At 66.4% G+C, this 11,146-nt stretch carries 12 protein-coding genes, 1 tRNA gene and 1 other RNA gene; 9 read left to right on the top strand and 5 right to left on the bottom strand.

Annotation, left to right across the window (positions count from 1 at the left end; genetic code table 11):
- Positions 1-219 precede the first annotated feature (219 nt).
- A complete protein-coding gene (locus KQ305_RS03235; RefSeq protein WP_259724001.1) occupies positions 220-1,125 on the bottom strand; it encodes an alpha/beta fold hydrolase in 906 nt (301 codons plus the stop codon).
- Between the two features lie 78 nt (positions 1,126-1,203).
- Here KQ305_RS03235 and KQ305_RS03230 point away from each other — a divergent pair, with 78 nt between their 5' ends.
- Complete coding sequence (locus tag KQ305_RS03230) at positions 1,204-1,524, top strand: hypothetical protein (RefSeq protein WP_259724000.1); 321 nt, start codon at positions 1,204-1,206, stop codon at positions 1,522-1,524.
- 135 nt (positions 1,525-1,659) lie between these two features.
- Positions 1,660-4,221 carry a glycogen/starch/alpha-glucan phosphorylase gene (locus KQ305_RS03225; protein WP_259723999.1) on the top strand — a complete coding sequence of 854 codons (2,562 nt, stop codon included), beginning with the start codon at positions 1,660-1,662 and terminating at the stop codon, positions 4,219-4,221.
- 16 nt (positions 4,222-4,237) lie between these two features.
- On the opposite strand, the gene KQ305_RS03220 is transcribed toward KQ305_RS03225, so the two are convergent.
- Both KQ305_RS03220 and KQ305_RS03215 read right to left on the bottom strand, forming a co-directional pair.
- Complete coding sequence (locus KQ305_RS03220; protein WP_259723998.1) at positions 4,238-4,717, bottom strand: hypothetical protein; 480 nt, start codon at positions 4,715-4,717, stop codon at positions 4,238-4,240.
- A gap of 38 nt (positions 4,718-4,755) precedes the next feature.
- Entirely contained in the window at positions 4,756-5,073 is a 318-nt protein-coding gene (locus tag KQ305_RS03215; protein WP_259724003.1) for a hypothetical protein, read from the bottom strand.
- Positions 5,074-5,518: 445 nt separating this feature from the next.
- Between KQ305_RS03215 and KQ305_RS03210 the strand changes: the two genes are divergently transcribed.
- The 3 genes from KQ305_RS03210 (at position 5,519) to KQ305_RS03200 (ending at position 7,250) form a co-directional block, all read left to right on the top strand.
- The gene (locus KQ305_RS03210) at positions 5,519-5,812 is read left to right on the top strand and encodes a hypothetical protein (protein ID WP_259723997.1); all 294 of its coding nucleotides are present in this window, start codon (positions 5,519-5,521) and stop codon (positions 5,810-5,812) included.
- Between the two features lie 60 nt (positions 5,813-5,872).
- The gene (locus KQ305_RS03205) at positions 5,873-6,274 is read left to right on the top strand and encodes a hypothetical protein (RefSeq protein WP_259723996.1); all 402 of its coding nucleotides are present in this window, start codon (positions 5,873-5,875) and stop codon (positions 6,272-6,274) included.
- Between the two features lie 172 nt (positions 6,275-6,446).
- Positions 6,447-7,250 carry a hypothetical protein gene (locus tag KQ305_RS03200; RefSeq protein WP_259723995.1) on the top strand — a complete coding sequence of 268 codons (804 nt, stop codon included), beginning with the start codon at positions 6,447-6,449 and terminating at the stop codon, positions 7,248-7,250.
- 25 nt (positions 7,251-7,275) lie between these two features.
- Here the strand turns inward: KQ305_RS03200 and KQ305_RS03195 are convergent.
- Positions 7,276-7,349: transfer RNA gene (locus KQ305_RS03195), tRNA-Arg, on the bottom strand.
- Positions 7,350-7,511: 162 nt separating this feature from the next.
- Between KQ305_RS03195 and rnpB the strand changes: the two genes are divergently transcribed.
- Positions 7,512-7,939, top strand: an RNA gene (gene rnpB / locus KQ305_RS03190) — RNase P RNA component class A.
- 12 nt (positions 7,940-7,951) lie between these two features.
- Positions 7,952-8,710 carry a ribonuclease III gene (rnc, locus tag KQ305_RS03185; RefSeq protein WP_259723994.1) on the top strand — a complete coding sequence of 253 codons (759 nt, stop codon included), beginning with the start codon at positions 7,952-7,954 and terminating at the stop codon, positions 8,708-8,710.
- Here rnc and KQ305_RS03180 read toward each other — a convergent pair.
- Positions 8,688-8,867, bottom strand: coding sequence for an NAD(P)H dehydrogenase subunit NdhS (locus KQ305_RS03180; RefSeq protein ID WP_015109734.1), 180 nt, complete (start codon positions 8,865-8,867; stop codon positions 8,688-8,690). The two genes, rnc and KQ305_RS03180, sit on opposite strands and share 23 nt — an antisense overlap.
- A 174-nt stretch (positions 8,868-9,041) precedes the next feature.
- Between KQ305_RS03180 and rimM the strand changes: the two genes are divergently transcribed.
- Together rimM and KQ305_RS03170 are read left to right on the top strand one after the other, a co-directional pair.
- Complete coding sequence (gene rimM, locus KQ305_RS03175) at positions 9,042-9,557, top strand: ribosome maturation factor RimM (RefSeq protein ID WP_259724002.1); 516 nt, start codon at positions 9,042-9,044, stop codon at positions 9,555-9,557.
- Between the two features lie 92 nt (positions 9,558-9,649).
- Positions 9,650-11,104, top strand: coding sequence for a mannose-1-phosphate guanylyltransferase/mannose-6-phosphate isomerase (locus KQ305_RS03170; RefSeq protein WP_259723993.1), 1,455 nt, complete (start codon positions 9,650-9,652; stop codon positions 11,102-11,104).
- Positions 11,105-11,146 lie beyond the last annotated feature (42 nt).

Genomic DNA, 11,146 nt, shown 5'->3' with positions numbered 1-11,146 from the left:
GGCAGCCATGCCTTGTTCAGGTGGAACACCAGCACCGCCAGCATCGCCGCACCACGCAGCGCATCAATGTCCGGCCGGTAGGCAAACCCACCCGCCTTCCCGCTCACCCCATCCGCCTGGCGGCTCGCCGCGGAGGCGGCTTCTTTGCCCGTGACGGCGGCGATCAACCCTGCCCCCTTGTGTGCAGGGAAATGTACCGACCAGCCACCGCCGCTGGGTTCAGCTGGCGGTCAGCGCAGCAACCGGGCTTTCCACCAGACCCGCCAGCCACTCCAGCAGGGCCCGGTTCACCTGGTCGGGCACCTCGTCGTGGGGGCAATGGCCGGCCTCGAGGACCACTTCGGTGGTGCGGGCCGGCGCGTGGCGCTGGAAACTGGCCCGGCGACCGGCGGCGTTGATCCAGGGGTCGCGGATGCCCCAGAGCAGCAGCAACGGCGCCGTGAGCCCATCGAAGAGTTCGTCGAGGGGCTGGCCGCGGGGAATGTCGAACACGGTGCGGAACACGCCGAAGGCCCCTGGATCACGCGAGGGGCGCAGGATGGCCTCGACCAGCTCGTCGTCGACGTTGGTGCGGTCGATGTAGACCTGATTGAGGGTGCGGCGCACCGTGCCGGGGCGTCGCATGTTCTCGAACAGGAGGCGCTGCAGCACGGGACTGCGCAGAAGGGCCGACCCGATCGTCTGGCGGGCGATGGCCCCCCACCCCTGGGGCGGCTGCTGCTCATCGCTGAAGGGCCCGGCGGCGTTCAGCAGCGCCACGCCCGCGGCCTGATCGCCAAGGGCGGCGCCGGCGGCCAGGGCAGCGAAGCCACCGAGGGAGTTGCCCACCAGCACCGTGGGCCGGCCGATCCGCTCGTCCACATAGGCGCAGAGCTGGTCGCGCCAGAGGGTGCCGCCGTAGGTGAGGCCGGCGGGTTTGTCACTGCGGCCAAAACCGAGCAGATCAATGGCATGGACCTCATGGGTCTGGGCCAGAACCGGAATGTTGAAGCGCCAGTGATCGGTGGAGGCCCCGAAACCATGAACCAGCAGGATGGCTGGCCCGATCGGCTGCTCTGGAGCCGACCGCACGGCGTGCACCCGATGGCCCAGGAACTGCCAGGGGGTTTCGGATGTCAAAGCCATGGAGGCAGAGGCGTTGCGATGGGAGACGATGCTAGGAAGCCCGGCCAGCGTGCGGCCCTGCCCCCTGCGCCTGCTGCCATGTCCGACGCCTTCAGCCTTGCCGACCTGAGCCCACTGCTGCCCGGGGTGGCCCTGTGGGCCCTGGCCCTGTACCTGCCCCTGAGCGTCCCGTTGGGTCGGCTGGAGCAGGCCCTGGCCGAGGGGAGCCTGGAAGAAGGGATGCAGCAACTGGTGCTGGTGGGCGGCAGCCTGCTGCTGGCCCTGGCGGTGGGCCTGGTGGTGGAACTGCTGCTGAGCTGGGCCCTCGGCCCTGGCTGGGCCGGAAGCCTGGGCTTGATCGCCGTGCTGGGGGGCCTGTCGCTCAGCCTCGCCGCCGGCAGGGACAACAACAAGCGCTGAGACCAGCGCAGGGGCTGCTCAGGTGTTCCGTTGCTGATCTCCCAACGGGCCGGGCGAGAGGAATGGCAACCACCGCTACGGTCTGGAGACGCACGGCCAGACCTGTGCCTGAGGGATCACCGCGCGCCGACCGCCATGACCGACCAACAACCCCGCAACCTGAGCCTGCCCACCCCTGGGTGCTTCGCGGACCCCGATCGCAGCGGCCTGACGGCGACGGACGTGTTCGACGGCATGACCGAACACCTCTTTTATACGCTCGGCAAGCTCGCCCCCAGCGCCAGCCGCCACGACCTTTACATGGCGCTCAGCTACGCCGTGCGTGACCGGCTCATGACCCGCTATCTGGCGGGCATTGAAGCGATTGCCGCCAACCCCAAGCGGATCGTGGCCTATCTCTCGGCCGAATTCCTGATCGGTCCCCAGCTCGGCAACAACCTGCTGATGCTCGGCATCCAGAAGGAGGCCGCCGAGGCCCTCAAGCAGTTCGGCATCAACGACATCGAGGAGATCCTCGATGTGGAGGAGGAGCCGGGCCTCGGCAATGGCGGACTGGGCCGCCTGGCCGCCTGTTTCCTCGAATCCCTCGCCTCGCTCGAGATCCCCGCCACCGGCTACGGCATCCGCTACGAGTTCGGCATCTTCGACCAGCTGATCCGCGACGGTTGGCAGGTGGAGATCACCGACAAGTGGCTCAAGGCCGGCTGGCCCTGGGAGATCCCCCACCCCGACCAGGCCTGTTTCGTGGGCTTCGGCGGCCACACCGAGAGCTACCGCGACCGCAACGGCGCCTACCGGGTGCGCTGGATCCCCGCCGAGCACGCCATCGGCGTCCCCCACGACGTGCCGGTGCTGGGCTACCGAGTGAACACCTGCGACCGGCTGCGCCTCTGGCGAGCCGATGCCACGGAATCCTTCGACTTCTACGCCTTCAACAGCGGCGACTACTACGGCGCCGTGGAGGAGAAGGTGGGCTCCGAGACCCTCTGCAAGGTGCTCTATCCCAACGACGGCACCGCCAAAGGCCGCCAGCTGCGCCTCAAGCAGCAGCACTTCTTCGTCAGCTGCTCGCTGCAGGACATGATCCGCAGTCTCGATGCCCGTGGCATTCCCATCGAGGACTTCCCGGCCCACTGGGCCGTCCAGCTGAACGACACCCACCCCTCGATCGCCGTCGCCGAGCTGATGCGGCTGTTGCTCGATGACAAGCACCTCGAGTGGGAGGCCGCCTGGGCCATCACCACCGCCTGCCTCTCCTACACCAACCACACCCTGCTGCCCGAGGCGCTCGAGAAGTGGGGCCTCGATCTGTTCGGGTCCCTGTTGCCCCGCCACCTCGAGCTGATCTTCGAGATCAACCGCCGTTTCCTCCAGCAGGTGCGCCTCAAGTACCCCGGCAACGACGCCGTGCTGCAGCGCCTCTCGATCATCGATGAAGCCGGCGGAAAGGCCGTCCGCATGGCCCACCTCGCCACCGTCGGCTCCCACCACGTCAACGGCGTCGCCGCCCTGCACAGCGCCCTGGTCAAGCAGGAGCTGTTCCCCGAGTTCGCTGCCCTCTGGCCCGAGAAGTTCACCAACGTCACCAACGGCGTCACCCCCAGGCGCTGGGTGGCCCTGGCCAACCCCCAGCTCTCGGCCCTGCTCGACGCCTCGATCGGCAACGGCTGGGTGCGCAACCTCGATGAGCTGCGCCAGCTGGAGCGCTACGCCGACGACGGTGGCTTCCTGGAGAACTGGGGGGCCACCAAGCTGTCGGTGAAACGCCACCTCACCAACTACATCCACCGCCACACGGGCGTGCTGGTGGATCCGGCCTCGATGTTCGACGTGCAGGTGAAGCGCATCCACGAGTACAAGCGCCAGCACCTCAATGCCCTCCAGGTGATCGCCCAGTACCTGCGCATCAAGAACGGCCTCGCCGATGGCATGGCCCCTCGCACCGTGATCTTCGGCGGCAAGGCCGCCCCCGGCTACGCCATGGCCAAGCTGATCATCCGCTTCATCAACGGCATCGCCGATGTCGTCAACGCCGACCCCGACATGGATGGCCGCCTGCGCGTCATCTTCCTGGCCGATTACAACGTCAAGCTCGGCGAGCGCGTCTACCCCGCCGCCGACCTCTCCGAGCAGATCTCCACCGCCGGCCTGGAGGCCTCCGGCACCGGCAACATGAAATTCATGATGAACGGCGCCCTCACCATCGGCACCCTCGATGGCGCCAACGTCGAGATCCGCGAGCAGGTGGGCGACGACAACTTCTTCCTCTTCGGGCGCACCACCGAAGGCATCGCCGTACTCAAGGAGCAGGGCTACCGGCCCTGGGAACGGATCGCCAGCACCCCGGAACTGCCGGAGGTGCTGCATCTGGTGGGGCAGGGGCACTTCAGCAACGGGGACAAGGAGCTGTTCCGCCCCCTGCTGGAGAATCTCACCGGCCACGACCCCTTCTTCGTGCTGGCCGACTTCGAGGCCTACATGCGGGCCCAGCAAGCGGTCAGCGACGCCTGGAGCGACCGCAGCCGCTGGAATCGGATGTCACTGCTGAACACCGCCCGCAGCGGTCTGTTCTCCTCGGATCGCTCGATCCGGGAGTACAGCGAACGGATCTGGCAGACGGAGGAATTCCCCGTGACCATCACCTGCCAGATCGACGAGGCACCGGCCAAGGGGCGCAAGCTGCCGGCCGCCCAGTGAAGGGCGCCGGGGTGGCTCAGCCGCCCCGGTGATCCGGCAGATCGGGTGTCTGATGCAGCAGGCGGTTGAGTCGCAGCCTGTCTGCATTGAGGGGGTCGGGGGCGAGCTCGCCGGCCACCTCCCGGAAGGTCTGCTCCACGGGCTCGGGCACCCTGACATCGAAGATGCGCTCCATCAGCGCCTCGATCGAGAACAGGTGGGCGTTGATGTTCTCCAGATCGGCCATGGCCTGCTGAATGGCCTCAGTTTCAGGCGCCCCGTCGCCACTGGCCTCCTGCAGGTCGGCCTCGGGGGCGGCAGGGGTGGGGGCGGCGTCGCCGTCGCCGTGCTGCTTCTGAAGCTCTTCCAGCACCCGGCCGGCCAGGGTACGGAATGACTGCAAGGCGGCCCAGTTGAGCTCCTGCTGCTGGCGGAGGCTGGGATTTTCTCGGATCAGCCGGTCGTGTTCCCGATAGAACCGCTGGCAATCAGGACATTGGCAGGGCTCTTCTGGCACCGCGTCCCTTCTTTCATTCAACGACCATCATGGCACCGTCAGGCCGCCAGGGGGCCCTGATCGGGCCGATCCCCCGCCTCACTCAGCAGCGGCAGGGGAATTTCGATCGAACTGACCACCTGAATCACATCGCGAAGGCGCATCGAATCGGCGAACCAGCCCATGGCCTGCTCCACGTCGCCGCGGCGCTCGGCATCGCTGGCCTGCTCCTCGTGGGCGTCGGCCAGCAGCGCCAGCCAGCAAAGGCAGCGGGCCTGCACCACCGAGAGATCCAGTTCATCAGGATGGGTGTGGGCGATGTTCTCACTCTCCTGCTGCACCAACAACCGCAGGCGCAGGTCGTGTAGCTGGGTCATCCACTGCTGACGACTGGCCACACGCTAGCGGGAGCGTTCCTTTTGGGGAAGTGCACCAGTGGTAGCGCACGTTACGGCTTGGGCAACGCCTCAGTTGGAGGCAAAGGCGGCCACCTTTGTTGGGGGCGGCCATCTGCAGGGACGACTGGGCGCTGAGCAGCGACGCCAGGTCATCCGCGCGACAATGACCGGCGGACCGACACACCACGGGTGGAGGCACCCTTTGCCCCATTAGCTCGGCTTGCCCATCGGGGCTGGAGCCTCACCCTGCCGAGGGCCAAAGCCAGGGTCCACGGTGACGGAGCCCTGACAAAGATTAAGCTCTAGTGACGGCCAAGCTCAGCATCCCCTCAGTTTTGTGGTATTCTTCCCAAGCTGGCCAAGTTCGCCTCACAGGTGCTTGGGCCACATTCACACCCACGCACCCAATCGCTTCCATTTCACAATGACGATCTCCAGGTCCCTCTTCAGACCGAAGCTGGTCGCCAAAGTCGGCATCCTTGCTGCCGCTCTGCTGACCCTCCAAGCTGGTGAATCCAAGGCCCAAGACCGTGGTGGTCCACCACAGGTCGGCGGCAACTTCAGCTGCTCGGTCCTAAGCATCATCAACGGATCCTGCAACAGCGGAGACATGACCGTTGGCGACAAGACCCTCACTGACTTTGATTTCAGTAACCTGAATTTCTCAAGTGAGGACACCATGACCTTCTCAAGGATTGGGTCTGGCCTGGGTTACTAGTTTCAGTATAACTTTGTTCCTATCCTCGAGTCCGAGTTTTCTGGAGAATTTTCCTACAGGGTGACCATCACCCCTGAAGGCTTGGCTGCTGGCAACACATTCCTCAAAGTTCAGCCCAACATCACTGGAAACATCCAGACCGCGGCCGGCACATTCATTACATCAGTATCGACAAACCCAGGAATCACCCCGGCCGTCATCCAAGCTTCCAGCAGCAACATCGCTCCTGGTATCAACCCTGGTAATGACGCTTTCTTTGGCCCTGGCGTAACCACCGCCATTTTCACGCAATCTTTTGTCCTGGCCGGTCTGCCTACGGGTGCTTCGGTTGTCAACTCCCTCGGCCTCACGCTGACTCAGCAGGGTCCCGCATCGGTCCCCGGCCCGCTGCCCATCCTCGGTGCCGGCGCAGCCTTCGGCTTCTCCCGCAAGCTTCGCCGCCGCGTCAAACAGGCTGCTTGATCACCTTTCGGGGTCATCAACGTCTCATCAGCACAGCCTCCCCGTCAAGGGGGGGCTTTTTTGTGTCGTTCAAAGGGCCGCCCAGATAAGCATCGTTCGGCAGAGATTCCTCAGGGGATGGACTCCCACCCGCACAGGTGGACAGATGGGCTGTTGAGGCTAGGATTTGGTGTTGAACCATACCCTCTGGACATCCAGCCCTAATGACGTACAGATTGCAAATGGAGTGGCTTTGATGGAATCGGCAAGCAGCAGCAGAGGCGAAGCCTCTTACAGATCCTCCATCACGGCATCTCACTGGTTTGCCCTTGTGGGATGGGTCTTGATCGGATCTTCGCTCAGCAGTTTGCTGTTCGCCGCCCTACCTGTCCGGCTGGTGGACGCGGAATGGCAGCTGAGGCTGATCAGTGGCCTTCTCGCCAGTAGCACCATTCTTTTGCTCGGAACGCTGCTGGTGTGCGGGGCACAGTTATTAAACCTTAGAAGCCAGAAACTGGAGAAGCGGTCGCAAGTTCTTCGTCTTGCGGCGGGCTGGTTCGCTGTGCTGCTCTTACTGATCATTCCGTTTCAGTTCTACGCCGGACATCGCGCAAGTGGTGTTGTTCAGACATCGGAGAATCAGAGCATCCAGTTGGTCAAGAAGATCATCCAGGGTGTAAGGGCCTCCAACGATGAGGCTGAATTGCGTCAGTTCCTTGCCAGTCTCCCCTCTCCTCCCCCCGTGCCTGCTCGCTTTGAGGCGCCATTCCCTGTGATCAAGCAGCGACTGCTGACCAACTTTGATAGCCGGCTCAACGCCGTCAATTATCAGGCTGGCGTTCTTCGCGCTCAACGTCTGGAGAAGTTTATTGCAGATGCAACCCGCAACTCTGTCCAGGCTTTGTTGATAGCCATCGCTTTCAGCGGCATCGCCGGTGAGTCGGGGCCTCTTTACGGACTCTTCCAAAGAATCGGGCTATTTCGATACAGGGATTAGCCAGCGATTAAGACTCTCTTGACAACGGGGCTGGCGGGACTCGAACCCACGACCTACGGTTTAGGAAACCGTCGCTCTATCCGGCTGAGCTACAGCCCCTTTGCTGACATGAATGGCGGTGAAACCATGATTAGGCCCCTCTCATCATAGGACTGCAGGCCTCTGCCTCCCGTCTCAGGCCTGTCCAGCCGTACAACCCCTCGGCTCCTGTCCAATCTCCCGACCACTTCCAGGCGACCGCTAGCCCTAATCTGAGCGATGGAAAGCAGGCGAGGTGAACGCGATCGGTGTGGTGCAGCCTTCGGGCCAGCGCCGCGGCCGGTTGAGGAAAGTCCGGGCTCCCCAATGGCCAGGCCTGCTGGGTAACGCCCAGTGCGGGTGACCGTGAGGACAGTGCCACAGAAACACACCGCCGATGGCCACCGGGGGAGGTTCGCCTCACCCGGCGCACAGGCAAGGGTGCAAAGGTGCGGTAAGAGCGCACCAGCGGCATCGAGAGGTGCCGGCTTGGTAAACCCCGGCTGGGAGCAAGGCCCAGGGACAGCGGTTGGCCATCTTCCCCGTCCCGATTCCCATGCGCCGCTCGAGGCCGCCGGTGACGGCGGTCCCAGACAGATGATCACCCCCCCTGCCGCCGGCGTGCCGCTGGCAGGGGAGAACAGAACCCGGCTTACGTCCTGCTTTCCCCCTCTTGCCCTGCGATGACTCCCCAGCGCCGCCAGCAGCTCCTGGCCTTTCTGGAGAGTCTCGGCTTCGGCAGCGGCTCCGGCGGCCTGCTGCCCCCCGATCCGGACGCCGCCGGCGCCGCCCTGGCCACCCTCGATGAGGCCCTCACCCACAGCTCCACCGGCCGGCCCCGCCACCACGACCGCCTGGAGTTCCTCGGCGATGCGGTGCTGCGCCTGGCGGCGGCCGAGTTCCTGCGCTCGGCGCACCCGTCCCTGAGCGTCGGCGATACCTCCGCCCTGCGGGCCCAGCTGGTGTCCGACCGCTGGCTGAGTGAGCTGGCCCGCGCCATCGTCCTCGAGCCGGTGCTGCTGCTGGGGGCGATGGCCACAGGCGATCGGGCCGGCCGCGCCACCGTGCTGGCCGAATGCTGCGAAGCGCTGGTGGGCGCCATTTACACGCTGGGAGGCGGGCCCCAGGGCGGCCTGACGGCCGTGCAGCACTGGCTGGCCCCCCACTGGCAGGCCAGCGCCGCCGAGCTGCTGGCCGACCCCCTGCGCCACAACTGGAAATCAGTGCTGCAGGAATGGAGCCAGGGCCAGGGGAAAGGCCTGCCCACCTACACCTGCCACGAGCGCAGCCAGGTGCACGGGGATCCGGAGCGCTTCGAATGCCACGTGGAGGTGGCCGGCCTCAGCGGTGAGGGCCGGGGCGGGTCGCGGCGGGAAGCGGAGCAGCAGGCCGCCCGGGCCGCCCTGGCCGCACGCGAACTCAGGCCTGCTCCAGAGTGCTGAGGGGCACAGTCACCAGCTTGTCCCAGTTGCCGCCTTCGAACAGCACGGCCGCCATCGCCCCGCTGATGCGCTGCACGAAGCCCTGATAGCCGTTGTAGATGGAGCGTGGATCGCGCACCACAACGGTGGAACCGGGCAGGATCGGGCTGCTGGCCATGGCGGAGGCCCCCGGGAGCCATCAAGTTCGGCCATTATCGGTGCCCGGGTGCCCTGTCGCGGTGCTGGCGGCCACCGCTCCGGTCCGGGCGCGATGATGCGCCGCGACGGGAGCGATCTGGCTGTGGCCGATATCAGCAACGAGGCGCCGGGAACCGACGATCCGGGAGAGCTCATGGCCGTGGGCCGGTTCGTGGCGGCCCAGGGCATGGGCGGTGAGGCGCGCCTGCTGCCCCTCAGCGACTTCCCCGAACGTTTCACCAGGCCGGGCCAGCGCTGGCTGCAAGCCCCCAAGGGCGACCCACGGCCCGTGCGGCTGCTGGCCGGCCGTCCCCTGCCGGGCAAGAACCTGTTCGTGCTGCGCCTCGAAGGCGTCAGCGACCGCAACGCCGCCGAAGCCCTGGTGGACCAGCACCTGCTGGTGCCCGCCAACGACCGCCCCAGCCTGGAGCCAGGGGAATTCCACCTCCTCGATCTGGTGGGTCTCCAAGTGCGGCTGCTGGCGGAGCCGCAAACCCCCCTCGGCACCGTCACCGACCTGATCCATGCCGGCAATGATCTGCTGGAGGTGGAGCTCGCCGCGGGGGGCCGGCGGTTGCTGATCCCCTTCGTCGAAGCGATCGTGCCGGAGGTGAACCTGACAGAAGGCTGGATCGGCCTCACGCCGCCCCCCGGCCTTCTCGACCTCTGAAGTGGCCGCAGGCACACAGCAACGCTGACGGCAGGGGCCACCTCGGGTTGAATGGGCCCGACTGATGGTCCTGCGGGACCGCTGCCGCTTCCATGTCTTCCCCCTCCCTGGTTCCGGTGATCCTCTGCGGCGGCACCGGCACCCGCCTCTGGCCCCTGTCGCGGGCCAGTTACCCCAAGCAGTACTGGCCCCTGGCCGGCACCACCGAGGAAACCCTCCTGCAGCAGACCCACCAGCGGCTGCAAGGCCTGCCGGACCTGGCGCCGCCGTTGCTGATCTGCAACGAGGACCATCGCTTCATCGTCGCCGAACAGATGCGCCAGATCGGCGTTGAGCCGGCGGCGATCCTGCTGGAACCGGTGGGGCGCAACACCGCACCGGCGGTGGCGGTGGCGGCCCTGCAGGCCACCGCCCGCGGTGACGACCCCCTGCTGCTGATCCTGGCCGCCGACCACGTCATCCGCCGGGCCGGCGATTTCCGCGCCACCGTGGCCGCCGGCATGGCGGCCGCCACCGCCGGCCAGCTGGTCAGCTTCGGCATCGTGCCCACCAGTGCCGAAACGGGCTACGGCTACATCGAGGCCGCCGGACCCATGGCCGCCACAACGCCCGTACCGATTGCCCGCTTCGTGGAGAAGCCGGACAAAGCCACCGCCGAAGCCTTCCTCGCCACCGGCCGCTTCACCTGGAACAGCGGCATGTTCCTGTTCCGCGCCAGCGCCATCCTTACGGAGCTGGAGCGCTTCGCCCCCGAGGTGGTGAACGCCTGCCGCACCGCCCTGGAACAGGACAGCGCCGACCTGGAGTTCCTGCGGCTGGAGCGGGAGGCCTTCGCCAACGGCCCCAGCATCGCCATCGACGTGGCGGTGATGGAGAAGACCGACCGGGGCGTCGTGCTGCCCCTCGATGCCGACTGGAGCGACGTGGGCAGCTGGGGGGCCCTCTGGGAAACCTCCGAGCAGGACTCCGAAGGCAACGTGCTGCGGGGTCGGGTGATCAGCGAGGGCAGCCGCAACTGCTACCTGCGCAGCGAACACCGCCTGGTGGTGGGGCTGGGCGTGGAGGATCTGGTGGTGGTCGAAACCGACGACGTGGTGCTCGTCGCCCATCGCGACCGGGCCCAGGAGGTGAAGGGCATCGTCGGCCGGCTGGAGCGCGACGGCGCCCCCGAGAGCCGCGCCCACCGCCGCATCTACCGGCCCTGGGGCCACTACGACGGGGTGGTGGAAGGGGAGCGCTGGCAGGTCAAGAAGATCTCGGTGAAGCCCGGTGCCAGCCTCTCCCTGCAGATGCACCACCATCGGGCTGAGCACTGGGTGGTGGTGCGGGGCACCGCCGTGGTGGAAAAGGACGGGGTGGAGGAGCTTGTGGGCGAGAACCAGAGCACCTACATCCCCCTCGGCGCCCGGCACCGCCTCACCAACCCCGGCAAGATCGCCATGGAACTGATCGAGGTCCAGAGCGGCCCCTACCTGGGCGAAGACGACATCGTCCGCTTCGATGACCGCTATGGGCGTAGCGACGCTCCAGCCCCTGTGCCGGGCTGAGGGCGCCGGCCTGCGGCGGCGAGCCCGCGGAGCGGGCAACGC

It is taken from the genome of Synechococcus sp. CS-1332, assembly GCF_025127995.1.
In the GTDB taxonomy this organism is placed as follows: Bacteria; Cyanobacteriota; Cyanobacteriia; order PCC-6307; family Cyanobiaceae; genus Cyanobium.
Note: the sequence above shows the minus strand (reverse complement) of the source record. Positions and strands in the feature narration are given on the sequence as shown.